Origin of the sequence: Amphiplicatus metriothermophilus (assembly GCF_900199215.1) — a bacterium.
Classification (GTDB): domain Bacteria; phylum Pseudomonadota; class Alphaproteobacteria; order Caulobacterales; family Parvularculaceae; genus Amphiplicatus; species Amphiplicatus metriothermophilus.
Genome location: NZ_FZQA01000003.1, coordinates 270,257 through 295,783 on the forward strand (window position 1 = coordinate 270,257; position 25,527 = coordinate 295,783).

The following is a 25,527-nucleotide window of genomic DNA, read 5'->3' on the forward strand; positions in this document are numbered from 1 at the left end:
CCCGCTCCTTTACGGGCGATAAGCGCTTTGGATGTATTCTGGGGCGGAATCGCCGCCGAATGGCGTAGAGGACCGATCCGACAGCGTCTAGGAGAACCGAATGACCGAGATCGTGACGTATCCCGTCCTGCCGCTCCGGGACATCGTTGTGTTTCCGAGCATGGTGGTGCCGCTTTTCGTGGGGCGGGAAAAGTCCGTGCGCGCACTCGAAGACGTGATGGAGCACCACAAGAAAATCCTGCTCGTCGCGCAGAAAGACGCCGGAGAGAACGATCCCGGACCGGAAGATATTTACGATATCGGGGTGGCGGCCTCGGTCCATCAGCTTCTGAAGCTGCCGGACGGCACGGTGAAAGTGCTGGTCGAGGGCGAGCAGCGCGCCCGTATTCTGCGCTATACGCGTACGGAGGATTTTTTCGAAGCCGAGGCGGAGCTGCCGGACGAGCCGACGCCCGCTTCTCGCGAAGGCGAGGCGCTGGCGCGCTCGGTGATTTCGCAGTTCGAAGCCTATGTGAAGCTCAACAAGCGCGTGCCGCCGGAAGTGATCGTCTCGGTCAACCAGATAGACGACGCCTCGCAGCTCGCCGATACGGTGGCGGCGCATCTCAACATTAAGCTCGCAGAGAAACAGGAGCTTCTGGCTACGCTTGACGTCGCGGAGCGCCTGGAGAAGGTCTACGCCTTCATGGAAGGCGAAATGAGCGTGCTGCAGGTCGAGAAAAAGATCCGCAACCGCGTCAAGCGCCAGATGGAGAAGACGCAGCGCGAGTATTATCTCAACGAGCAGATGAAGGCGATTCAGAAAGAACTCGGCGAAAGCGACGACGGTCGCGACGAGCTTGCCGAGCTTGAGGATCGCATCAAGAAGACCAAACTGTCGAAGGAAGCCAGGACCAAGGCCGAGGCGGAGCTCAAGAAGCTGCGTATGATGTCGCCGATGTCGGCGGAATCGACAGTCGTGCGCAACTATCTAGACTGGCTGCTTTCCATTCCGTGGAACAACAAATCAAAGATCAAGACCGATCTCAAGAAGGCTGAAGAAGTTCTCGATGCGGACCATTATGGCCTCGAGAAGGTCAAGGAGCGCATCGTCGAATATCTCGCGGTGCAGAAGCGGGCGAACAAGCTGAGGGGCCCGATTCTGTGCCTCGTCGGCCCGCCTGGGGTAGGCAAAACCTCGCTCGGCAGGTCCATCGCCAATGCGACGGGGCGCGAGTTCGTGCGCGTCTCGCTTGGCGGCGTGCGCGACGAGGCCGAGATCCGCGGACACCGGCGAACCTACATCGGTTCGATGCCGGGCAAGATCATCCAGTCGATGAAAAAGGCGAAGAAGTCCAACCCGCTCTTCCTGCTCGACGAGATCGACAAGATGGGGCAAGATTTCCGCGGCGATCCGTCTTCGGCGCTTCTGGAAGTGCTCGATCCGGAACAGAACTCGACCTTCATCGACCATTATCTTGAAGTCGAGTATGATCTGTCCGACGTGATGTTCATCACGACGGCGAACAGCCTCAACATGCCGCAGCCCCTGCTCGACCGGATGGAGATCATCCGGATTCCGGGCTACACGGAGGATGAGAAGCGCGAAATCGCCAAACGACACCTCATTCCGAAGCTGCGCGCAGACCACGCGCTGTCGGAGGAGGAATGGTCGATCGCCGACGACGGCCTCAACACGTTGATCCGGCGCTACACGCGAGAGGCGGGCGTGCGCAATCTTGAACGCGAGCTCGCCCGGCTGGCGCGTAAGGCCGTGCGGACGATCGAAACCGGCGACGCGAAGAGCGTAGCCATCACACCTGAGAACATCGCCGATTATCTCGGGGTGCCGAAATACCGTTACGGCGAGATAGAGGGCGAAGATCGTATCGGCGTCGTCACCGGCCTCGCCTGGACGTCGGTCGGCGGCGACATCATGACGATCGAAGCGGTCAAGATGCCCGGCAAGGGCCGCATGACTCCGACCGGCAACCTTAAGGAAGTTATGAAAGAATCGGTGTCGGCGGCGTCTTCTTATGTTCGCAGCCGCGCGACTCTGTTCGGAATCGAGCCGCCCGTTTTCGAGAAGACCGACATCCACATTCACGTGCCTGAAGGCGCCACGCCCAAGGACGGGCCGTCGGCCGGCGTGGCCATGGCGACCGCTATCGTCTCGGTGCTGACGGGCGTCGAGGTGCACAAGGATGTGGCGATGACCGGCGAAATCTCCCTGCGGGGCCGGGTGCTCGCCATCGGCGGCCTAAAGGAGAAACTGCTCGCCGCGCTGCGCGCCGGGATCAAGACGGTGCTGATCCCTGAGGAAAATGAAAAAGATCTGGCCGAGATTCCTGACAACGTGAAAGCAGGCCTCAAGATCATCCCGGTGAAGACCGTGGACGAGGTCCTGGCGCATGCGCTGGTGCGCCCGCTCACGCCGATTGAATGGCAGGAGCCTGCCGCGTCTGTTCCTGCGGGCGATTCGGACGGCGAGGCGGTGGTCACTCACTAAGACAGTCGGGGATGGCGGCGGACCTCGCTTCTTTCTTTTTGGCGCGGCCGGGCGGGCAAGGCCGCGCACCCGCATGACAGGGCGAGCGGTTGCCGTTAAGGGTGCGTAAACGCTGGCGCGACAAAAGGGCTGAAAGCCTCGCCTCATGCTGCGGCTTTTGCGGACCACGACCTTTCGCTTCACGATCGTCTATGTGATCGTGTTCACCGCTGCGGTCGCGGCGCTCGGGGCGTATCTCTACAACGAAACATTCGGGGTCGCGGCCAAGCAGACGGACTCTGTCATCGATCAGGAAATCGAAGTGCTGGCGGAGCTTTTCGCCGCGGAAGGCGCCGGCGCTTTGCGCCGGGTCATCCGGGAACGGGCGGCCTGGCGCGACGACGGGCTATATATGCTGATCGCGGCTCCCTCCGGCGCGATTCTGTCCGGCAACCTGACCGCTCTGCCGCCGGAAGCTCTGACGGCGGAGGAAGATTTCTTCAACTTCGTTTACGAGCGTCCTCTCGTCGACGCCGCAGGGCGGGAGATCGGAGTCGACCGGCGGGAGGCGCGCGGAAAAATACGGCGGTTCCGCTCCTCTCCTGATGCGGAGAATTTCTTTCTTGTTTTCGTGGCGCGCGACATCGCCGGGCGCGAAGACCTTCGCCAGCGTCTGCAGGGCGTGATCGTGCGCGCGGCCTTGGCGATTCTCGCTATTGGCATGGTCATGGGTCTGGTTTTTTCGCGCTCGTTGTTGCGCCGGGTCGACGCGGTCAATCGCACGGCCAAGGCGATCCGCGGCGGCGATCTGTCGAAACGCATCGCGCTCACGGGATCGGGCGACGAGCTCGAGAATCTCGCCATCAATCTGAACGCCATGCTCGACCAGATCGAACGGCTGATGACGGGAATGCGCGAAGTCTCCGATAATATCGCTCACGATCTGCGCTCCCCGCTCACCCGCATCCGCAATCGGCTGACGGAAGCGCTGAAAGCCGGCGACGCCGCGAAGAACGCCGCGCTGCGCGCGACTCTCGAAGACGCCGAGCGTATGATCGCGACCTTCAATGCGTTGCTGTCGATCGCGCGCATCGAGTCCGGCGAAGGCGCGGGGCATATGGATCCGGTCGATCTCGCCGCGATCGCGCAGGAGGTGGCCGAGCTATATGAACCGGCCGCGCAGGAAGCCGGCTTTTCGCTCAGCGTGCATACGAGTCCGTGTCCTCCCGTGCGGGGCTCGCGCGCGCTCATCTCTCAGGCTATCGCCAATCTCCTCGACAACGCTCTTAAATACGCTGTAGACGGAACGAAAATCGCGCTTCGCGTCGGCAAGAGCAAGGCGGGCGGGGTTCTCCTGTCCGTCTCAGACGACGGTCCTGGCGTGCCGGAAGGAGAACGGCCGCATATTCTCAAACGCTTCGTGCGGCTTGAGACGAGCCGCTCCACGCCGGGAAGCGGTCTGGGATTGAGCCTTGTGGCCGCCGTCGCCCGCGCGCACGGAGCGAGGCTTAATATCAGCGATGCAGGCGGGCAGGAGGATCGGCCCGGCCTTAGCGTCACGCTCGCTTTTCCGGCTTTCGATCGGGCGTGAAGGAGACTTTGCCTCGCCGTCGTGGTCATGGTGATATGGCCCTATGAGCGCCTTTTCTTCTGACTCTCTGGCGAGCCGGATTCAGGATATTCCGCGCGTCTACGACGAGGCGGCGGCGGGACGGCTGCAAGAGGCGCTGGGGGGGATCTGGGGGCGCTTGCCGCCGTCGGCCCAGGCGCTCGCACGCGCCGTGGGCGGCGCTTCACCGTATCTCAGCCGGCTCATGGCGCGCGACGCCGGAGGCGTCCTCGCTCTGTTCGAGCGCTCCCTTGAGGCGACGCTAGACAGTGTACTCGAGGCGGCCGACCGCGCCGGCGATGCGGACGATCTTGCCTACGTCATGCGCGCGCTGCGCAAGGCCAAAGACGAGGCTGCGCTCGCGATTGGCCTTGCCGAGATCGCCGGCGTCTGGACGAGCCTTGAGGCCGGCGCGGCGCTGGCCGACTTTGCGGACGCCGCCGCGGGAGCCGCGTTGCGGGCGGCGTTGCGGGGGCTTGGGAGCAAAGGGCTTCGCAACGCGGACCGTCCGCGCTGCGAGGAAGAATCCGGCATCTCCGTCATCGCGATGGGCAAGCATGGCGCGCGCGAGCTCAACTACTCCAGCGACATCGACCTCATCGTTCTGTTCGATCCGGAAGCCCCGGCTTTGGGCGATCCGTTGAGCGCTCGCGAGATCGCAATCGCTGCGGCGCGCACGCTCGTTCGTCTCCTCAACGAACAGACGGCTGATGGATATGTTTTCCGCACCGATTTGCGGCTGCGGCCCGATCCGGGCGTATCTGCGGCGGCGGTGTCGACGCGCGCCGCCGAAGCTTATTATGAAGCGCACGGACAAAACTGGGAGCGCGCGGCTTTTATCAAGGCTCGCGCAGCCGCTGGCGACCGCGCCGTGGGCGAAACGTTTCTAAAGGCGTTGCGCCCATTCGTGTGGCGCAAGTATCTTGATTTCGCGGCGATAGAAGACATCCATTCCATCAAACGCCAGATTCACGCGGCGAAGGGCGGCGAGGCGCTTGAATTTTACGGGCATGACATCAAGACAGGGCGTGGGGGCATCCGCGAGATCGAATTTCTCGCCCAGACGCAGCAACTCATTCTCGGCGGCAAGAATCCAGATTTGCGCGCGTCGGCGACCATCGACGCCCTTGCTGCGCTTAACCGAGCCGGTCAGGTCTCGGATGAAGCGTTGGAAAAGCTGACGGCCGCCTATCGCTATCTTAGAAAAGTCGAACATCGCCTTCAGATGATTAACGATGAGCAGACGCATCGGATCCCGCGCGACCCGGGCGGCGTTGAAAGGCTTGCAGCTTTTCTAGGCGAAGAAAGCGCGGCTGAATTTGAAACGCGTCTTACAGAAACCTTGAGAAACGCTCATGACCTTTTTGCGGAATTATTCGAACGCGAGGAAAGACTGTCCGGCGAAGGCGGCAGCCTGATTTTCACCGGCGTTGAAAATCATCCGGCGACGTTGGAGACGCTGGAGAAGCTCGGCTTCGAGCGCGCGGTCGACGTCAGCGACACGATCCGCCGCTGGCATACGGGGGCTTATCGCGCGACCCGGTCCGCGCGCGCGCGCGAGCTGTTGACAAAGCTCGTGCCGGGTTTGCTGGAATCGCTGGGAAAGGCCGGCGATCCGGACGCCGCCTTCGTGGCATTCGATCAGTTCCTCTCGCGCTTGCCTGCGGGAGTGCAGGTGTTCGCGCTGTTCGCGAACAATCCGCATGTCTTCGACATACTTGTGCGCATTATGACGATTTCTCCGTATCTGGGACGCGAGCTGTCGAAACGGCTGCATCTGATTGAGGCGGTGTTGGAAAGCGGCTGGCCCGGACAGCTGCCGGATCCGGAAAGCTTCCTGCCGGAGCTACAGAACCGGCTTGTAAAGGCCGAGACATACGAGGCGCGTCTCAACGAGGCGCGGCGCTGGGCCTCTGAGCAGAACTTCGAAATCGCCGCGCAGCTCATCCTTGATCTAATCTCTCCTGAAGAAGCCGCGCGCCTGTTCACCGCGGCGGCCGACGCGGCGATTCAGGGCCTCCTACCTGTCGCGCGCGAGGAAATCGAGCGCAGCCACGGCCGCATCGAAGGCGGTCTCGCCGTGTTGGGGCTCGGCCGGCTCGGCGCCGGCGCGATGACGGCGAGCTCCGACATTGATCTCGTCTTCATCTACGAGGCGACGGAGGGCGCCGTCTCGACCGGTCCCAAACAGCTCGAAGCGGCGGATTATTTCATCAGGCTGGTGCGTCGCTTTTTGACCGCCCTGTCGGCGAACACCGAAGAAGGGGCGCTCTATGACGTTGACATGCAGCTTCGACCGTCAGGCGGGAAGGGGCCCTGGGCGGTCACCTTGGCGTCGTTCGAACGCTATTATGAGGCCGACGCTTGGACATGGGAGGAGTCCGCGCTTCTGAAGGCGCGGATCGTCGCGGGCGATGCGGCGGTCTGCGCGCGCGTGAGGGGCGCGATCGACGCCGTGATCGCCCGCCCGCGCGATTCGGCGAAGGTGGCCCGCGACATCGACGACATGCGCGAGCGGCTGCTTTCGGCGAAGCCGGCGACCGGCCCCTGGGACCTGAAACAGGCGTTGGGCGGTCTCGCCGAGCTCGATTTCATCCTGGCGTTTCACGCTCTCACGGCGGGGGCCGAGGTCGGAGCGCCCCCTCCCGGCATACGCGCGATGGCCGGCTTTTTGCGTGATCGCGGCGTGATCGACACCGCGACGGCGGATGTCATATTAACCGCGTCCGAACGATTTGAGGCTGTAATGCAGGTGGGCCGGGCGGCGACGGGGAGCGGTTTCGCGCCGGAGAACGCGGGCGAGGCCATGAAAACGCGAATGGCGGCGGCCTGCGGCGTTTCCACTATTGAGCAGGCCGAGAAGAGCCTCGCCGCGCTTCAGACCGCCGTCAGAAGCCTTTATGAAAGGACGATCCTTGCGGCGGCCGGCGCGCCGGACCTGCCGACTGGCTGGAAAAGTTAAAGGTCATGAAACAGCGCCGTCAGTTCGATCTGGTGATCGTCGGCGCCGACGCGCCGGGGCTGGCGGCGGCGGCCTGCGCGGCGCGGCGGCGAGCGGACATTGAGCTGCGCGTGGCGGTCGTGCGGACCGGCGACGAACCTTCGCACGGCGCTTCTGCGCCGGGCGTGCCGGATTTCGTCTGGCGGCAGCTGGACCTTCACCGGACCGCCCTGCAAGCCCGCCCTGTCGAGGCGCTGGTGTCGGTTTTCGAGGACGGGCGCATGCTTGCCACGAGCCGAAACGGGCAGCGGATGAAGCAGATCCTGGACGAGGCCTGTGGCGGCATACATAATTTGTACACTGATTTTTCTGCGGAGATGCGGCGGTTATGGAATCGTGCGGATGAAATCATGCATGGCGAAGCGGCCAGGCCGTTCGGCGGCGCATTGCTCGCCGCTCTGGCGAGCGAGGACTCTACAGCGCTCGCCTTGTCGATGACTCAGGACTGCGAAGCGCTGCTCGACGATTACTTCTCTGACGAAGCGTTCAAGACTCATCTGACGAGCGTCGCTCTTATGCCTTTCGGTCTAGGCGGCGACGAGCCCGGCTCTGCGCTCGCCCTGGCCGCCGCCAATGCGCCCGCGGCATGGCGGCTCCGCGCTGGCGATCGCGAGCCTTCGCTTGTGAAAGTGCTTGAGGACGTTTGCAAAGCCGCGAGCGTGGCGATCATAGACGGCGCCGTGCGCGACATCGAAGCGCCCGACGACAAGACCCGCCATGTCATCTTGAGCGACGGCGAGGCGCTACGCACGCCGATCGTCATGGCCTCTCGCGCCATGTCGGAGATCGCGGCGCGCCTCGGCGCCGCTTCCGCCGCGTCGACGCCTATGGGGAGACGGGAAGGCGCCTGCGCAGAAGCGCGCGTGAAACTTGCTCGTCCCGCCGATCCGCCGGGCGGCAGCACCGCCGCGATCTTCTATGCCGCGGGATCAATCGATGCGTTGCAGGCGGCGCGCGACGCGGCCCTCGTCGGGCGATTGCCCGACGATCCGCCCATCTATTTTGAGTTCGTGCGGGATGAGATCCATGTGCGCGCCCCATACTGCCCGGCTGTGTTCTATACGGACGACCAGCCGCGCGATTGGAGCGAACAGGATCGCCAGGCGCTCGGCCGCCAGCTCGCGCGTCGGCTCAGCAAGCTTCTTAACGGCGCCGCCCATGATGTGCGCCGCGTCGACGTGAAGGTGTTTGTCCGTTCGCCCGCGAAAAGCGCGCGCGGGCCGGGAGTTCTGATCGTTCCCCCGGCATGTCACGATGAGATCGGCGCGGCGGCGCGTCTTGCGATGGATCTTGTGCATGGCGCATGAAGCGACGGATTTATTGACGGAGCCAAAAGAAGCGCTGGCGCCGTCCGCTTCGTCAGAGCCGGTAGATCAACCGCGCCCTTCGCCGCGCGGACGAATCGAAGGCGGCGTCGACGCGCTGGTCCTCGGCGCGACTTTCGACGGCCTTGCTGCGGCCGCTCTGCTGGGCAAGGCCGGACTCAAGACGATTCTTCTTGGCGGCGAGGAGGCGGAGCCTTCAATACGGGAGTTCGCGCCTGGCTATCGTTGCGTCGACGGCGAGCATCTTGTAGGCGCGCTAGATCCTGAGCTTGTCTCGGCGCTCGATCTTTACCGGCATGGGCTTGCATATGCCGCCCGTCGGCTCGATACGGTCTATTTTTTTTCGGACGGAGCGGCGCTTCTCACAGATGGCGACATCTATCGTCTGCGAGAGTCGGTCGCCGCCATGAGCGAAGCGGACGCGGCGGCCTTCGCCGCTTTCGCCGAGCGCGCCCTCGATGCGGCGCAAATCCTGCGCGGCGTTTTCGAGGGGGGCGATATGAGCGATCTTCCGGCCGCGCTCGCCGACGGAATGCGCAGGGCGCTGCATGACAGCCTCGAGGAGGTTCTAGACGATACCTTTACGGACGAACGGCTCAAGGCGATGCTCGCCGCCGAAGGCTCGTTCAGAAGCGCCGCCCGGCCCGGCGATCCGTTTACATTCGTGTCGCTTGTTCGCCGTTGGGCGGGGGAAGCGGCAGGATTGCAGGGCGCGTTCGCTTATCCGGAAGGGGGCGCTCTCGGCGTTCACAAAGCGGCGCGGCGCGCCGCTGAGGCGGGCCGGGTGGACTTTCGGCTGGCGGCCGCCGTCAAGAGCGTGCTCGTCGAATGGGACGGCGTCGCCGGCGTCGAAACGGAAGACGGCGGGCAGATTCGCGCGCCGATCGTCGTCTGCGCGCTCGACGCCCGCCGCGCCTTTTCCGGGCTCATCGGCGCCAATGCCCTCGACATCGAGTTTCAGGCCGGATTGATCGCCCCTGCGCCGCAGATCGCCTCCGTGCGCGTGAATTTCGCGCTCGCCGGCGGCCTTCCGGAAGGGCGCGCCAAGCCCCATCTGGCGCGCCGTCTCTTTTATGCGCCGAGCCGGCTGGAGCTGCGCCGCGCCTATAACGCCGCACGGGAAGGCTGGCGCGAGGGCGAGCCGGCGGCGCCGCTCATCATGGAGGTCGTTTTCCCAAGCGCGCTCGAAGCTGGTCTCGCGCCCGCGAACGGGCCGGAGCAGGGGCATGTCGCCTCCGCCTTGCTCCATCCTGCGCCCTATCGTCTGGAAGCTGACGAATCCTTCGCCCGGGCGGTCGAACGCGCCGCGCGCGCGACATTCGAAAAAATCGCCCCAGGGGTTTCCGCGCGCATTCGCGCGGTTGATATTCGCCTTCCGCCTGAGCCTGCCGCGCCGCCCGTTCTGGCGGCATGGGCGCGCGCCCGCCATGTCGCCGCCGCTTCGGGCGTGCGCGGGCTGTTCTTTTGCGGTCCTGAAGCCCAAGTGGGGCCCGGAATTCAGGGCGCCGCCGCACGACGCGCCGCGCAGGCGGCGATCCGGTATCACAGGGGCAGGGGATAATGATCTTTCCGGCGGACAATCCCTGCACGGAAGACCCGAGCCCGACGGCCCTCTTCTCCGCTGTCGCTTCCGCCGCGCGGGCCAACAGCTGGACATCGGTCAACGGCCTGGCGACCCCGCGCGCCTATTCGAATGTCGCGGAGGAATATGAGGCGGCTCACGCCAGCGCTGTCATGGCGGACTTCGGGCCGATCATTCGGTACACGGTGCGCGGATCGGATGCGGCCGCGCTGCTTTCGCGCGTGACGAGCGCGCCTGCGTCAGGTCTGATCCCGGGAGAAAGCGCGCGCGGGCTTATGCTCGACGCGGGCGGATTCGTGGTTGATATCGTCGAGGCGACGCGACTTGCAGAGGAGCTTTTTCTGCTTTCGACATCTCTGCGTCATGCCCGCAGGATGCAGCTCGCCGCCCGCGGCTTCGAAGCGACGGTCGAGGAGATCACCCAACGAGTCGCGGCGCTTGCGATCCTGGGGCCGGAGGCGCGCGACGCGGCCGCCGCAGCCGGCCTTGACGCAGCAAGCGAGACTCTTGCACGGCAAAAGCGCGTGCGCGGCGTCGAAACCTGCGCGCGCCCCGTCCATTTCGGCGCGCTCCCGGGCGTAGAAGTCATCTTCCCTTATGAAGAAGCGCTTGTCTTGTGGGAGCGGTTGCGGCGCGCCCGCGCGCCGACGCCGATCGGCCTTGACGCGCTGGAGATCATCCGGATCGAGGGCGGCACGCCGCGTCCGGGGCTGGATTTCATCAACGCCGACGCCGTGTCGCATGGTGATGACAAACGTTCGCCGGATGAGATCGGCCTTGTTCATCTCGCCCCGCTGGACCGGGCCTGGTTCAATGGACGGCGGGCGCTTGCTCAAGCGCCGCGGCGCCGCCGGATGCTGGCTGTCGTGATCCTTGATGCGGATGAAACCTCGCCCGGCGCCCCCGTTCATGGACGGAAAGGTCCGGTCGGGCGAATCACGTCCTGGGCATGGTCGCCGCGTTTGAGGCGCGCAGCGGCTTTCGCGGAGCTTTCTGCGGAGGCTTTCGCCCGGACCGAAGATCTTGTCGTTATCGGGCGGGGCGGGGGGGCGCCTGTCGCGGCGCGCCTGTTCGAGACGCCGGAAAGTCGTCTTGCCCAGGCTTTCCGGGCCTCCCAGCGTCAGGCGACGGAATCGGCCGGCTGATGCGTTCAAGAAGCGCTGGGAGCATGAACCGAAAGGAAAAGGATCATGAAACGAATGACAGCGCTTCTTCTTTTCACAGGGTTGAGCGTCGCGGCCGGCGTGGCGGCCGCCGCTTCCGCCGGTCCGGACGGCCGCTGGGAGAAGCTGGACAGAGACGGCGACGGCGCGGTCAGCTTCAGTGAAATGATGGAACGTCACCGCGCCATGTTCGAGGCCGCCGACGCGAACGGCGACGGCGCGGTCTCAAGAGAGGAAATGAAGGCCTTTCACGAGAAGAAGCGCGCCGAGATGAAGGCGCGTCGGTTCCCCGACCGCGACGGAGACGGCGTTGTCAGCAAGGCCGAATTCCGCGCTTCGGCGGACGAGCGCTTCGATAGGCTGGACGCCGATGGCGACGGCGTGCTGACGGAAGAGGAAATGAAAGCCGGCCGTCATGGCTGGAAGCGCCGTCATCATTGATAGAATCAGCGGAACGGCTTGCGGGAATATACCGCGCGCCCGGAAAGGAACGCTTCGGCGGTCGTGTCTGTCGGCGAGGAAAGCGACGAAGAGCTTGCGAGCCGGGTCGGCGGCGGCGATCGGCTGGCCGCCGGCGCGCTTGTCGCGCGCCACGCCGATCGCATATTCGCGACCTGTTATCGGATGCTTGGCGAGCGCGCAGCCGCCGAGGACGCCGCGCAGGAAACCTTCATGCGGCTTTGGAAGCACGCGAGCCGGTGGCGGCCTCGCGGCGCCAAACTCGAAACATGGCTCTATCGGATCGCGATGAATGTCTGTCTCGATATGTTGCGACGGCGCAAGCGTATGATGTCCAACGCGGAAACCGTCGCGTTCGAGCGCGCAGACGAAACGCCGAGCGCGCTTGAACGCATCGAAGCGAATCAAACCCGCGCAGCCGTGGCGGCGGCGCTGGCGGCGCTGCCCGAACGGCAGCGTGCGGCCATTGTGCTTTGTCATTATCAGGAGCTTTCGAATATCGATGCGGCGGCGGCGCTTGATGTAAGCGTCGAGGCGGTCGAATCGCTGCTGTCTCGCGCGCGGCGGTCATTGCGCGAAAAGCTTCTGTCGCAACGAGACGAACTGCTGGAAGGAGCGCGGCATGGCGCGGCGAATCTCTGAAACCGCAGAGCAGCGCCTTGCGGCGCGCGCGAAGGCATGCGTGGCTGCTTTCGGCGCCGATCCCGCGCGATGGCCGGCTGAGGATCAAAGCCTTTACGTGCGGTTCGAGAACGATCCGGCCTTCGCTGCGGCGTTAAGGAGCGCCGCAAGACTCGATGATGCGCTTGACAGCTACGCCGCGCCGGAAATCAGCGAGGCTGCGAAAGCGCGTCTGCTGGCGCGGGCGCCGACGGGCTCGACTCCATCGTTGCGCGAACGGGCTTCTGCGGAGCGGTTGATCAAGGTCTTGCGCCGGCGCTTGATCCCTGCGAGCGCGCTGGCTGCGACCTGCGCGATCGGCTTCGCCGTCGGCGCTCTCGATGCGCAGCGCGCAGGAGCCGCGGACGAAGAGGCCCTCGTTTACGCCGAAGCCGCCATCGACGCGGCGTTTCAGGAAGAGGACGCTCTATGGGCGACGGGCGACCAATGAGAACGCTGACGATCATTTTATTCGCATCGCTCGCCGCCAACGTCTTTCTCGGCGGCTTCGTGGCGGGCCGGCTCGTCGGCGATGCGGCGCCTTCCGCCACGCGCGTCGAACATCACGGCTGGGCCGACAGAGGTGATCATCGCCGCCTCGCAGGCGCGTTGTCGGAAGAAGGGCGCGAGGTCTTTCGCCAAGCCTTCAACGCGCATCGCGAAGAAATCAAATCCAGCCACCGGGAAGCGCGCCGGCTGCGGCGCGCCTATGCCGAAACGCTCGTCGCCGACCCATGGGACCGCGCCCGCGCCGAGGCCGCGCTGGCGGCGCTGCAGGAGGCGGAAGCCGACTACGCGCGGACGATGGGGCGCATGCTTCTCGACGCCATGGAGAAGCTTTCGCTCAAGGACCGTCAGGCGATGATCGATAAAATGGCGAAGAAGCGCCACATGAAACGCCTCATGAGGGAGCGTGCAGAAGACGGGGCGCCTCCCCGGCCGCCGCAATATGATTAACCATTCGTTGTCCTGACTACGGGCGGATCGCGGCGCCGGGCCAGCATTCAGGTAGGCTCGGCTTAAGGAATTGATCATATCCTTACGCCTGCAACAGGGGGAGCCGATCACGTGCAGGCGCAAGGAGCCGAAGCCGTCGGGCAGGCTGCCGATTCGAAGATTCCTTCCGTCGCCTCGACACTGTCGAGATTGCAGGCCGTGGCGACGGCGCGCGCTCGCGGCGCGGTTTTGCGGCTTGTCATCGCGGCGGTGGGCGCGGCGGTGCTTTCGCTCGCGGCCGGCGTCGTCCTAGCGGGGGCATGGTTTTCATGCATCGTCCTCAGCCAGCTTCTGGATTCGCGTGCGTGGGCCGCTTTCAGGCGGCCGGAACGTACGGCGCCGCCGACCCGGCTGGAGCTTTTTCTGCTTTACGCCTCATGCGTTCAGGCGACGCTCATTTATTCCCTGTTCCCGGCTCTGATGTGGTTTCTGTGGGGCGAAGCCGGGAAGCTCTTCGCCATAATTTGGCTAAGCGGCGCCTTGTTGCACGTGGCGATGCACATGCATCACGAACCGCGAGTCTTTTTCGCGGCGATCGCGCCCCATACGGCGTATTTCCTTGGCCTGCCTTTGCACGCGCTAATCGTCGACGCCCCACCCGGACGAGTGGGCGGCGCCGTGGTGCTCATGGCGGCCGCGCTGTATTTGGCGCACCTGTTCACAGCCTTCCGCCAGTATGGGGAGAGCAGCCGCCAAATGCTGGCGGCGCAGGAGAACGCTCGCGAAAAACAGATCGCCGCAGAAGAAGCAAGCCGCGCCAAGTCGACGTTTCTGGCCACTATGAGCCATGAAATCCGTACGCCAATGAACGGCGTGCTTGGAATGGCGGAGGCGCTGGAAGCGACCGAGCTTACTTCTGGTCAGGCGGAAAAACTTCGGATCATTCGCGAGTCCGGCGATCTTCTTCTTACGATTCTCAATGACATTCTGGATTTCTCGAAGATCGAGGCGAACAAGATTGAAATTGAGACGGCGCCGTTCCGACTGACCGATGTCGCGCGCAAGGTAGAGAACCTTCACAGTCTCAAGGCGCGGGAAAAAGGGCTTGATTTCAGCGTGATCTGCGAGATCGACGGCGAGACGCCGAGGCTCGGCGATCAGCATCGAATCGTGCAGATCCTTCACAACCTCGTCGTCAATGCGATCAAATTCACGCAGATTGGGGGCGTGGCGGTGCGGATCGCCGCCGCGCCGGGAACGCCTGATCGCTGCGTTATCGAGGTGGCGGATTCCGGCATCGGCATGACGCCCGAACAGGCCGCAAGGATTTTCGAGCCGTTCTCCCAGGCGGACACAGCGACTTCGCGTCAGTTCGGCGGCACCGGGCTAGGTCTTTCGATCGTGAACGGGCTCGTGCGGTCGATGGGCGGGACGATCAGCGTGGAGACGGCGCCGGGTGCAGGATCGACCTTCATCGTCGAGCTGCCATTGCCGCGCGCGCCGGCAGATGCGCTGCCTGAAAATGGCCGCTCCAACGACTATTCCGACGCGGCTGCGCCATGCGAACGGTCGCTGCGCATACTGGCCGCAGAGGATAACGCCGTGAACCGCGCCGTGCTTCAGGCTCTACTTGCGCCGGCAGGGCACAGGATCGAGTTTGCGACGGATGGTTTTGAGGCGATTGAGGCGATCAGAGGGGAGTCTTTTGACCTCGTGTTGATGGATATTTCGATGCCGGGCATGGACGGCGAAGAAGCCATGCGGCGTATCAGGGAGGCGGAAACCGAACGCGGCGCCGCGCGGCCGACGCCGATCATCGCCGTTTCTGCGCACGCTATGCGCCAACAGATCGAGCATTACCGTACGATCGGCTTCGACGGCTACGTGACGAAACCGGTAACGTCAGACCGACTTCTCAGCGAGATCAACCGAGTCATTTCCGTCCACGCGGGCGGTAGGCGAGATTCCTCCGCAGCCGCATGAACCTCTCAACGCGCGCGTAGTTTCAGCGTTATTCTGCCGCCTCGGAGGCGACATGCATCGTTTCGGAAGCGGCGGGCGCCGTGAGAATGTGCGCTTCGTTTCGGATGAATTGCGGCAGGCGTACTCGCGCGTCTTTGCGCCGCGGGAATGTCGCACAGGCGACCGTGCCTTTGCCGGGCTGAGAGGCGATGGCGAGGATGCCGCCCTGCATCTCCATTAATGACTTCGACAGGGCGAGCCCGAGACCGGCCCCGCTCCGGCTCCGGGAGAAATGATCGTCCGCGAATTCGAACGGCGCGCCGAGTCGGCGGAGCCGGCGGCTGTCGATGCCTGCGCCGGAATCTGCGACGATCACCGTTACGCCATCAAGATCGGCTTCGGCAGTGACCGCAATTTCGCCGCCGGCCGGCGTGAATTTGACGGCGTTCGACAACAGATTAAGGGTGACCTGCTTGACTGCACGCGCATCCGCCCACACGGCGGGCGCATGGCGCACATGGGCGGTGAGTCTCACGCCTGCGTCTGCTGCGCGCTTGGCGATAAGGCGGACGCTTTCCTGCAGCACGCGCTCCAGATCGACGCGCCGCGGCTGGAGCTCGACGCGGCCGGCCTCTATCTTCGACATGTCGAGAATGTCGTCGATCAGCTCGAGCAGATGGCGGCCGCTGGCGAGTATGTCGGCGACATATTCCTTATATTTCTTGTCGCCGAGAGGTCCGTACAGCTCCGAGTGCATGATCTCGGAAAAGCCGTTGATGGCGTTTAGCGGCGTTCGCAGCTCATGGCTCATATGCGCCAGAAACTCGCTTTTCGAGCGATTGGCTTCTTCGGCGCGATGCTTTTCGAGCTCGTATTTGCGCATTGTCTCCGTGAGCTCGCGGCGGGAGCGTTCAAGATCGGCGACGAGATTCTTGAGATCCCGCTCCCGCTTTTTCTGCGCGCGGGCGCGGCGCTTGACGTCAGTGATGTTGGAGGCGATGCAGACAAGGCCGCCTTCGGCCGTGCGCCGACGGGAAACATGCAGCCAGTGGTCGCCGGGCAGGGCGACTTCGACGCTCTGCTGGTCCAGCGCCGCCTCGGGCGCGAAATATTGCTGGACGATGTCGCCGCGCGCCCGCGCCCGCGCGGCGACTTCGCGGCTGGGAAGGCCGGGTTCAAGCGCGCGGTCGGGAAAGCGGAAGATTGTGGAAAAACGGCGATTCCATACCACGAGGCGGCCCTGCGCATCCCACAGCACGAAGGCTTCGGGAATGCTTTCGATGGCGTCCCGCAACCGCGATTCCGCCAGCGCCACGGCCGGCGTGACGGTCCTGGCTCCGGAAAGGTCGAAGGCGACGCCTGACCTTTTAAACCGTGTCGCGTCGGGGGCGGTTCTCAGGTAGAGGCGCGACCAGCCGCCGCCGGGGTCGCGCAGGCGAATCTGGCCTTCATTGAGACCCGCTGGCTCGCCTGTGAGGATCGCGAGCGCCGCGCGCAGGTCCTCCGGGTGCGCGAGCGCCGAAATCTCGCGCAAGGTGAAAACCCGGTCCCGTCCGCCAAGGCCGAGCGGCTCGAGAAGCGACCGCGCCATGGTGACCGTGCGGCTTTTGCCGTCATAGCGCCAGGGACTGCATCGGCCGCCGGCGAGGGCGGCGGAAAACTCGCGCAGCGTCCTGACCGCGCCGGCCGCGTCGGCCGCCGCCCGGCTCTGGCGCAAAAAAGCGGCCATCAGCGACGCCGTCACTAGCGTGATGGCCGCCAGAATGAGGCCATAACCGATCCATACGGGCGTGCGTTGATAGATGTCCTTCGCCGGCGCGGCGACGAGAACGGCCTCGCCATTGTCGAGCGGGCGCCAGGCCGCAACAGCCTTGCCCGACGGCAGATCGAGGACTTCTTCTCCCCGTCGGTCGAGCGAAAGAGCGCGCGCGGTCCCGGGATCGAGCCGCACTTTCTGATTGGCGCCGTAGACGGCGAGCACATCTCCCGTCGCGGACAGGTGAAAAGCCGTCGCCAGCCCGCCCGGGTGGCATTGCGCCAACGCCTGTCGGGCTGAGGCGCCGGTCATGATGGCGATATTGAGGAGGCTTGCGCATTCAGCCTCCGCTTTCTCGACGCGCAAGGCGGTCTCGATTCGGCGTGATGCAACTTCTTCCCGCAGCTGAAGAACGATGAGAACGGCGAGCGCGGCGATAAAGGCGGCGGTGAGCAACATGAGCCGGCGGGGCGATAACGCCTCCACGCGAGCCCGCAGTTCGTCGCCGTCGTGCTGCCCTGTATCGCCTCGCATCGGAATAGATAGAAAACCGCAAGTCCAGGCCGCCTTGATGGCCAACCGTTTACCTTTTGGAAACTATTCCCATTCGTGCGCGAAAGTCACGGACAATCGAGCTGCTGAAGCCTCAGGAAAGCTCATGCGAGCAGCCGGGCGGCCATTTCGTAAAGATTGGGGGAGATCCCTTTCGCATTGGCGAGACGGCGCAGCTCGCGCTCGGCCTGCGCGCGGCGGTGCGGTTCGAGCCGCCGCCAGTTGTCGAGCGCGGCGATCAGACGCGCCGCGAGCTGGGGGTTAAGGGCGTCGATCGAGAGAATCTCGTCGACGAAAAAGCGATAGCCGGCGCCGTCAAGACGGTGGAACCCTGCGAGATTTTCGCGCGCGAAAACGCCGAGGAGACTGCGCGCTTTGTTCGGGTTGCGCCGGTCGAACGCCTCATGCCCGGTGAGCCGACGGACATGATCGAGAGAAGAGTCGCCTTGCGCTCCGTCCGGCTCGGGCCTCATGGCGTTCCACGCCAGCCACTTATTGACCACGAGCGCATCGGCCTTCCAGCGCGCATAGAAGCGATCGAGCGCCTCACGCCGCTCCGGCCCGGAGCTTGTCGCGAGAGTCGCGGTCGCAGCGGCTTCGTCCGTCATGTTGTTGGCCGATTTCGCCTGCTCCAGCGCGAGAGATGTTTCGCCGGCCGCGACAAGCAAGGCCAACGCGGCGTTCTTCAGCGCGCGCTCGCCGGCCTGTTCCGCCGTAGGCTGGAATGGGCGATTCGGCCGCAAGCGCTCATACAGGGCGAGGAGCCGGTCTTTGAGCGCCGCGCCGACAGCTTCGCGCACATAGGTTCGCCCTCGCACGATCGCCGTAGGTTCGATGATCTCGACATTTCGGGCGAGGTCAGCCTCGCTTGGGCAGCGTAGAAGCTCGGCCGCGAGCGCAGGATCGCGATCGGCTTCGCCCATGGCGGCGAACAGCGCCTCTTCGAAGCGACTGAGCGCGGCTTCCCTGCTCTCCATCTCCTTTGCGCCGGCGAAGGCGAGGCAAAGGTCGCGCCAGAGCGCCTCCGTCGCGGCCCAGCGGTTGAATAGATCATCGTCGCGGGCGGCGAGGAAAAGTCGGTCGTCAAGAGACAGGCTGCGCTCAAGCCTGACCGGCGCGGAAAAACCGGTCAGAAGCGAGGCGATCGGCCGTTCATCAAACTTGCCGAGATCGAAATGCCCGGTTTCTTCTTTGAACTCCAGAACGCCTTCGGCGAGCCGCCGGCCGGACTCTGCGCCATAAAGCGCGTAGGCGATGGGGATATGTCGCGGCGGCTTTTCGGATTGTCCGGGCGTCGGGTCGGTCTTTTGGGCCAGTTCCAGCGCGTAAGCGCCGCTGGGGGCGATATGCTCCCTTACGCTCACTCGCGGCGTTCCGGCGTCGGAATACCAGCGGCGGAATTGCCGGAGATCGATGCCGCCGCCGTCCTCCATCGCCCTGACGAAATCTTCGACCGTGGCGGCCTCGCCGTCATGACGCTCGAAGTAAAGATCGCAAGCGCTGCGGAATTTCTCGTGTCTCAGAAGGGTCTTCACCATCCGGACGATCTCGGCGCCTTTCTCATAGACGGTGGCCGTATAGAAATTGTCGATGGTGATGTAAGTCTCCGGGCGCGGCGGATGGGCGAGGGGGCCGGCGTCCTCCGGAAACTGCTGGCTCCACAGCCGGCGGACGTCCTTGATGCGCTGAACGGCGCGGGACCGCATGTCCGCGGAGAATTCCTGGTCGCGAAAGACCGTGAAGCCTTCCTTCAGGCAAAGCTGGAACCAGTCGCGACAGGTCACGCGGTTGCCGGACCAGTTATGAAAATATTCGTGGGCGACGATGGACTCGATGGCCTCGTAATCGGTGTCGGTCGCGGTTTCGGGGCTGGCCAGCACATAGGCTGAATTGAAGATGTTGAGCCCCTTGTTCTCCATCGCGCCGAAGTTGAAGTGATCGACGGCGACGATCATGAAGATGTCGAGATCGTATTCCCGCCCGAACGTTTCCTCGTCCCAGCGCATGGCGCGTTTGAGACAATCGAGGGTGTAAGCGCACTTATCGGCGTTTTGCGGCTGGACGAAGATCTTGAGCGCAACCTTGCGGCCCGAGCGGGTGATGAAGGAATCCTCTACCGCGGCGAGGTCGCCGCCGACCAGCGCGAACAGATAGGACGGCTTGGGATGGGGGTCCTCCCACCGGACGAAATGACGGCCTTCCGGCAGCATCCCTGACTCGACCGAATTGCCGTTGGAAAGAAGAACCGGGTAACGCGCCTGATCCGCTTCGATCCGCACGGCGTATTTCGCCAGCACGTCCGGCCGGTCGAGGAAATAGGTGATGCGCCGAAAGCCTTCCGCCTCGCACTGGGTGCAGAACATGTCGTTGGATATGTAGAGGCCCGACAAGGCGGTATTGGCCGCGGGGGCGCAGGCCGTGCGGATCGCCAGCGCGAAGCTCTCCGGCGGGTCGAACAGAGTCAGGGACTTCTCGTCGAGCGCGTACCGGTCTTTTGGCAGCGGCGCGCCGTCGAGGGCGACGGACAGAAGCTCGATCTTCTCGCCGTCAAGGACAAGCGGCGCCCCGGCGGGCGTTCCAGGAGCCTTCTGAACGGAGAGTCGAGAGGCGACGATCGTTCGCTGCGGATCGAGGCAGAAATCAAGCTCGATCCGGTTGATCAGATAGGCCGGCGGCCGATAATCGGCGAGGCGAACCGGTCGGGGCGCAGGAGCGTCGGGCGGGGCGTCGTCGCGCATTGTCTCGATCCTGAAAGCCGAAACGGGCGGGGGAGAGTGGCCGCTCCGACGACCTCTGTCAAAGCCGGGGCCGGAGGAAACCAGGCCGCGGCGTCTAAAGCCGCTTGGAATCAGGAAGGCCGCCTTATAAATAGCGCCGATGAAGCATTTTCTGAACACCGCCGACTGGAGCCGCGCCGAACTTCAGGCGATGCTCGACGACGCCAGGGCGATGAAGAAATCACCCTATGGCGATGCGCTGAAAAATAAAACCGTCGCCCTTCTGTTCCTGAACAACAGTCTGAGGACGCGTACGTCCTTCGACGTCGGCGCGCGCCAGCTCGGCGGCCATGCCGTAGTGCTCTCTCCATCGGGGGGCATGTGGCCTCTCGAGTTCGAGGACGGCGTCGTCATGGACGGCGAGGCCGAGGAGCACGTCAAGGAGGCCGCCAAGGTACTGTCGCGCTATTGCGACCTCATCGGCATCCGCGCCTTCCCGAAGTTCCAGAACTGGGAGGAGGACCGAAAGGACCGCATCCTAACCGCCTTTGCGAAATACGCCGACGTGCCTGTCATAAACATGGAGACGATCACCCATCCCTGTCAGGAGATGGCGCTCGTCATGGCGTTGCAGGAGCGTTGCGAGAAGGATGGGCGCGGCCCGCTTGACGGCAAGAAGTTCCTGCTCACCTGGACCTATCATCCCAAGCCCCTGAACACCGCGGTCGCGAATTCCGCCCTCATGATCGCGGCGAAATTCGGCATGGCGGTGACGGTGCTGTGCCCGACCGAGGATTATATTCTCGACGAGCGATACATGGCTCAGGCGCTGCGCGACGCGAATGCGAACCGTCAGGCGGTGACCATCACCCATGATATCACCCAAGGCTATGACGGCGCCGATTTCGTCTACGCGAAAAGTTGGGGCGCGCTGCCCTATTTCGGAAATTGGGGCCCGGAAAAGCGCATCCGCGACCGCTTCAGGCATTTCATCGTCGATGAAGAGAAAATGGCGCGAACGAACAATGCGTTGGTGTCGCATTGCCTGCCCATGCGCCGGAACGTGAAGATGACGGACGCCGTTTTCGACGGACCGAATTGCATCGCCTATGAGGAGGCCGAAAACCGGCTGCATGTGCAAAAGGCGATCATGAAGGCGCTGGCGACGTGAGCGTCCCGAAGACAGCCCAACCCATGAGCCGCTCCACCCGCCAGACCATCGTCCAGCTCCTGTCCAACATGCAGGACGGCAAGGAGATCCGCTCTTATCTGCAGCGGTTCTCCGCGGTCGATCAGTCGCGTTTCGCCGTCATCAAGATCGGCGGCGCCATCCTGCAGCAAGAGATTGAGGAGACCGCCTCCGCGCTCGCCTTTTTGCATACGGTCGGCCTCACGCCGATCGTCCTGCACGGCGCCGGGCCGCAGCTCGACGCGGCGCTGCAGGCCCGAGGCGTGGACACGCCCAAGATCGACGGCCTTCGCGTGACCAGCGCGGAAGCGCTTGACGTCGCCCGCGATGTCTTCATTGGCGAGAACATCAAACTGGTCGAAGCCATCCGCGCGCAAGGGGTGGACGCTCATTCGCTGACGACGGGCGTCATAGAGGCCGATTGCCTCGACAAGGAAAAGTATGGTTTCGTCGGCGAGCCGACGAATGTACGGCTCGGCCTGATCCGCTCGGTCGTCAGATCGGGCGCGATTCCGATCCTCGCCTGCCTCGGCATCGCGCCTGGCGGTCAACTCCTCAACATCAACGGCGATTCAGCGACGCGCGCGCTGGTGGGCGCGCTCCAGCCGATGAAGGTCGTGTTTCTGTCCGGAGTCGGCGGTTTGCTCGACAAGCACGGCAAGCCCATGCATTCGATCAACTTGGCGTCGGACTATGACCGGCTGATGCAGGCGGAGTGGGTGCAGGGGGGCATGCGCCTGAAACTTCAAGAGATCAAGCGGCTTCTTGAGACGCTCCCGCTGTCGTCGTCCGTTTCGATCACGACGCCTTCGGGCCTCATCCGCGAGCTGTTCACACATGGCGGCTCCGGCACGCTTGTGCGTCTGGGCGAGCGTATCAATACGATCACCGATCAGGGGGATCTGGACAGAGCGCGAACGATCGCGCTGATCGAAGGCGCCTTTGGCCGAAAGCTGAAGTCTGACTGGTGGAAAGGTCTCGACTTTCATGAAGCGCATATGGCCGAAAGCTATCGCGCCGGCGCGATTTTGACCAAGGTTGATGATTTCATCTATCTCGACAAATTCGCGGTGCTGGAGGACGCGCGCGGAGAGGGGCTGGCGCGCACCGTCTGGCGTCAGTTCGCAAAGACCAATCCCCGTTTCTTCTGGCGCTCGCGCACCGAGAACGGCTTCAACGCGTTTTACGCCGAATCCGCCCAAGGTTCGGTGAAGCGGGGCCAGTGGACCATCTTCTGGATCGGCGAGGCGGATCTCAATCGCGTCGCCGACGTCGTCGATCGCATCGCCGCCCTGCCGCCGTCATTCGAGGACTAGAGCCGTGAGCGAGCCTTATCTCATCGGCCTAGTCGGCGCCCGGGGGCATACGGGCGCGGAGCTCTTGCGGCTTATCGGCGGCCATCCCGAGCTCATGCTCGCCTTCGCGGTAAGCCGGGAATGGGCCGGGCGGCGGGTCAACGAGATCGCGCCCGAAATTCTGGACGATTGCCTCTTCGAGGCGTTGACGCCGGAAGAGGTCGGCGATCGCCGCGCCGACGCCGTCATTCTGGCGCTCCCTGACGGGGCTGGGGCCGATTACGTTGCCGCCATTCAAAAACGCGCGCCGGAAAAGATCATTATCGATCTGTCAGCGGATTATCGCTTCGACGACGCCTGGGCTTATGGCCTGCCGGAGCTTTTCCGCCATCGCATCGCCGGCAAACGGCGAATCGCCAATCCCGGATGCTATGCGACGGCCATGCAGCTCGCGGTCGCGCCCCTGCTCGATCATCTCGACGGCCCGCCATCGCTTTTCGGCGTTTCCGGCTATTCAGGCGCGGGAACGACGCCGAGCCCGCGCAACGATGCCGAACGGCTCAAAGACAATCTCATGCCCTACGCTCTCGCCGGCCACAAGCACGAGCGTGAAGCATCGCGTCATCTCGGGCGCACCGTACGGTTCACGCCGCATGTCCATCCGGCTTTTCGAGGGCTGCTCGTCACGGCCCATCTGCCGCTCGCCGCGCCCATGAAGGCGGAGGAAGTGAGGGCGGTTTTCATCAAGGCGTACAAGGACGAACCGCTTGTCAGCATCATAGACGGGCCGCCCGAACTGAAGGACGGGACAGGACGCGCCGGGGTCGTGATCGGCGGGTTCGCCGTGAGCGCAGACGGCGATCACGCCGTCGTCGTGGCGGCGGAGGACAATCTGCTCAAAGGCGCGTCGGTGCAGGCGATTCAGAATCTCAATCTGGCGCTTGGCCTCGATGAGTTCGTCGGCCTTCCGGTTTAGACAGCGCGCCCAGTCCTGCATGCGCTGATTAGTCCGTAGGCGGGCCAGGTTTGCGGCGCTTGCGCACAAGCGGATCAAGCGGTTCTAATGAAGCGAATTGGGCGCGGAACATGGCGGTCGAAGGCGGCGATTTTCTCTTTCAGGCGGCGACCTATCTCGGCGCGGCGGCGATCGCCGTGCCGCTGTTCAACCGTTTCAAGCTCGGTTCGATTCTCGGCTATCTGGCCGCCGGCATGGTCGTGGGGCCGGGCGGGCTAAATCTCCTGCACCAGGAAGAAGGGGTCTTTCACGTCGCGGAGCTCGGCGTCGTCCTGTTCCTGTTCGTGATCGGTCTTGAGCTTTCGCTGTCGCGGCTGTGGGCTTTGCGAGACAATATCTTCGGCCTTGGCGCCGCGCAGATGACCGTCACCGGCGCCGTCATCGCCGGGCTTTTTGTCGCGGCGCAAGTGATGCCCGCGCCGGCGGCGATCATCGCGGGACTGTCGCTCGCCTTTTCGTCGACGGCTTTCGCGCTTCAACTCATGAAGGAGCGCGGCGAGCTCAATTCGAGCTACGGGGCCCGCGCCTTTCCGGTGCTGCTTTTTCAGGACCTCGCCGTCATTCCACTGCTCGCGGCGATTCCTTTTCTAGCGGGCGCCGGGTCGGACGCCCCGGCCGCCGCCGGCTGGAACGATTCGGCGAAGGCGGCAGGCGTGATCGTCGCGCTGGTGCTGATCGGGAAATACGCGCTCAATCCGATCCTGCGTCTGGTGGCGAGCTCAGGCTCGCGCGAGGCTTTCGCCGCCACGGCGCTGTTCATCGTCGCGGCGACGGCGCTCGCCGTCGGCTGGGCGGGCCTCTCGATGGCGCTCGGCGCGTTTCTCGCAGGCGCGCTTCTCGCGGATTCAGCGTATCGCCATCAGATCGAAGTCGACATTGAGCCGTTCCGCGGTCTGCTTCTCGGCCTGTTCTTTATCTCGATCGGCATGCGGCTGGATCTGACGCTGATTCTGGATGCATGGGGCGTCGTGCTCGGCGGGGCGCTCGGGCTCGTGCTCATCAAGATGGCGATCCTCTACGCGCTGGCGAGGCTGTTCGGCGCACGGCGACAAGACGCGTTTATGACCGGCGCGGTGCTGTCCCAGGGAGGAGAGTTCGCCTTCGTCACGCTCGCTCTCGGGACGGAAGCCGCCCTGTTCAGCAATGTCGAGGCGACGCTCATGTCGGCGATCGTGACCGTCTCCATGGTTGCGACGCCGTTCCTGCTTCTGCTCGTTCGCGGACTCTCTAAAAAGAAGGAAAGCCGCGGCGAGCCGCTTGATGAAGCGCAGCAAAGATCCGGACACATTCTTGTCGTCGGGTTCGGGCGCATGGGTCAGATCATCTCCCAGGTGCTCGGCAATTCCGGCTTCGACGTGATCGCCATCGACCGCAATCCTTCGCATATTCACAACGCCCAGCGTTACGGCTTCAAGGTTTACTATGGCGACGGGGCGCGGCTCGACACGCTGATCACCGCCGGCGCGCTCGACGCGAAGGCGGTCATTCTGTGCATGGACGATCCCGCCTCGGTCAATCATGCGGTCGCGGCTTTGCGCGAAAGGGCGCCGGCTTTGCCCATCTTCGCCGTCGCCCATGACCGGATGCACGAGATCGCCCTCAGACCGCTCGGCCCTGACTTCATCGTTCGCGAAACGCTGGAATCGAGTCTGCTGCTCGCCCGTAACGTGCTTGAACGCCTCGGTTTCGATGAGCGCCTGATTGACGACGTGGTGCAGGAGTTTCGCAAGCGCGATCGCGAAAGGCTGCTCGCGCAGATGGATTACGGTCCGGAAGCCGGCAAGGACGTCATGCACCAGCGGTTCGAGGCGATCGACAGAAAATGAGGGACGCGCGAAC

General features: G+C 64.1%; 17 protein-coding genes. 15 read left to right on the plus strand and 2 right to left on the minus strand.

The window, feature by feature from the left end:
• Positions 1-100 precede the first annotated feature (100 nt).
• From lon to CHB64_RS09100, 11 genes are all read left to right on the plus strand, one after another.
• Positions 101-2,488: an endopeptidase La gene (gene lon / locus CHB64_RS09050; protein ID WP_089412285.1), complete on the plus strand. Its 2,388-nt coding sequence runs from the start codon at positions 101-103 to the stop codon at positions 2,486-2,488.
• A 145-nt stretch (positions 2,489-2,633) separates the two neighbouring features.
• Positions 2,634-4,058, plus strand: coding sequence for a sensor histidine kinase (locus tag CHB64_RS09055; protein WP_089412286.1), 1,425 nt, complete (start codon positions 2,634-2,636; stop codon positions 4,056-4,058).
• A 43-nt stretch (positions 4,059-4,101) separates the two neighbouring features.
• Entirely contained in the window at positions 4,102-7,038 is a 2,937-nt protein-coding gene (locus CHB64_RS09060; RefSeq protein ID WP_089412287.1) for a bifunctional [glutamine synthetase] adenylyltransferase/[glutamine synthetase]-adenylyl-L-tyrosine phosphorylase, read from the plus strand.
• Positions 7,039-7,043: 5 nt separating this feature from the next.
• Positions 7,044-8,384: a hypothetical protein gene (locus CHB64_RS09065; RefSeq protein ID WP_089412288.1), complete on the plus strand. Its 1,341-nt coding sequence runs from the start codon at positions 7,044-7,046 to the stop codon at positions 8,382-8,384.
• Positions 8,374-9,963 carry a phytoene desaturase family protein gene (locus CHB64_RS09070; protein ID WP_089412289.1) on the plus strand — a complete coding sequence of 530 codons (1,590 nt, stop codon included), beginning with the start codon at positions 8,374-8,376 and terminating at the stop codon, positions 9,961-9,963. The genes CHB64_RS09065 and CHB64_RS09070 overlap by 11 nt, the downstream gene beginning before the upstream one ends.
• The gene (locus tag CHB64_RS09075; protein WP_089412290.1) at positions 9,963-11,129 is read left to right on the plus strand and encodes an aminomethyltransferase family protein; all 1,167 of its coding nucleotides are present in this window, start codon (positions 9,963-9,965) and stop codon (positions 11,127-11,129) included. Before CHB64_RS09070 ends, CHB64_RS09075 begins: the two co-directional genes overlap by 1 nt.
• A gap of 45 nt (positions 11,130-11,174) precedes the next feature.
• On the plus strand, positions 11,175-11,588 hold the full coding sequence (locus tag CHB64_RS09080; RefSeq protein ID WP_200815301.1) for an EF-hand domain-containing protein: 414 nt from the start codon (positions 11,175-11,177) through the stop codon (positions 11,586-11,588).
• 18 nt (positions 11,589-11,606) lie between these two features.
• Positions 11,607-12,248 carry an RNA polymerase sigma factor gene (locus CHB64_RS09085; protein WP_089412292.1) on the plus strand — a complete coding sequence of 214 codons (642 nt, stop codon included), beginning with the start codon at positions 11,607-11,609 and terminating at the stop codon, positions 12,246-12,248.
• A complete protein-coding gene (locus CHB64_RS09090) occupies positions 12,229-12,717 on the plus strand; it encodes a hypothetical protein (protein ID WP_089412293.1) in 489 nt (162 codons plus the stop codon). Before CHB64_RS09085 ends, CHB64_RS09090 begins: the two co-directional genes overlap by 20 nt.
• Complete coding sequence (locus CHB64_RS09095; RefSeq protein WP_159462463.1) at positions 12,714-13,223, plus strand: periplasmic heavy metal sensor; 510 nt, start codon at positions 12,714-12,716, stop codon at positions 13,221-13,223. Before CHB64_RS09090 ends, CHB64_RS09095 begins: the two co-directional genes overlap by 4 nt.
• A 261-nt stretch (positions 13,224-13,484) precedes the next feature.
• Positions 13,485-15,185 (plus strand): ATP-binding protein, encoded by a 1,701-nt coding sequence (locus tag CHB64_RS09100; RefSeq protein ID WP_143265981.1) that lies wholly within the window; start codon positions 13,485-13,487, stop codon positions 15,183-15,185.
• A 28-nt stretch (positions 15,186-15,213) separates the two neighbouring features.
• Here CHB64_RS09100 and CHB64_RS09105 read toward each other — a convergent pair whose 3' ends face one another.
• Positions 15,214-17,406 (minus strand): sensor histidine kinase, encoded by a 2,193-nt coding sequence (locus CHB64_RS09105; RefSeq protein ID WP_159462464.1) that lies wholly within the window; start codon positions 17,404-17,406, stop codon positions 15,214-15,216.
• Between the two features lie 170 nt (positions 17,407-17,576).
• A complete protein-coding gene (gene pepN, locus CHB64_RS09110; protein WP_089412297.1) occupies positions 17,577-20,210 on the minus strand; it encodes an aminopeptidase N in 2,634 nt (877 codons plus the stop codon).
• 139 nt (positions 20,211-20,349) lie between these two features.
• Between pepN and CHB64_RS09115 the strand changes: the two genes are divergently transcribed.
• From CHB64_RS09115 to CHB64_RS09130, 4 genes are all read left to right on the plus strand, one after another.
• Entirely contained in the window at positions 20,350-21,360 is a 1,011-nt protein-coding gene (locus tag CHB64_RS09115; RefSeq protein WP_089412298.1) for an N-acetylornithine carbamoyltransferase, read from the plus strand.
• Between the two features lie 23 nt (positions 21,361-21,383).
• The gene (locus CHB64_RS09120; RefSeq protein ID WP_089412299.1) at positions 21,384-22,694 is read left to right on the plus strand and encodes an acetylglutamate kinase; all 1,311 of its coding nucleotides are present in this window, start codon (positions 21,384-21,386) and stop codon (positions 22,692-22,694) included.
• A gap of 4 nt (positions 22,695-22,698) precedes the next feature.
• Positions 22,699-23,649, plus strand: a complete 951-nt coding sequence (argC, locus tag CHB64_RS09125) for an N-acetyl-gamma-glutamyl-phosphate reductase (protein WP_089412300.1) — start codon at positions 22,699-22,701, stop codon at positions 23,647-23,649.
• Between the two features lie 110 nt (positions 23,650-23,759).
• Positions 23,760-25,514 carry a monovalent cation:proton antiporter-2 (CPA2) family protein gene (locus CHB64_RS09130; RefSeq protein ID WP_089412301.1) on the plus strand — a complete coding sequence of 585 codons (1,755 nt, stop codon included), beginning with the start codon at positions 23,760-23,762 and terminating at the stop codon, positions 25,512-25,514.
• The last annotated feature ends 13 nt before the right edge of the window (positions 25,515-25,527 follow it).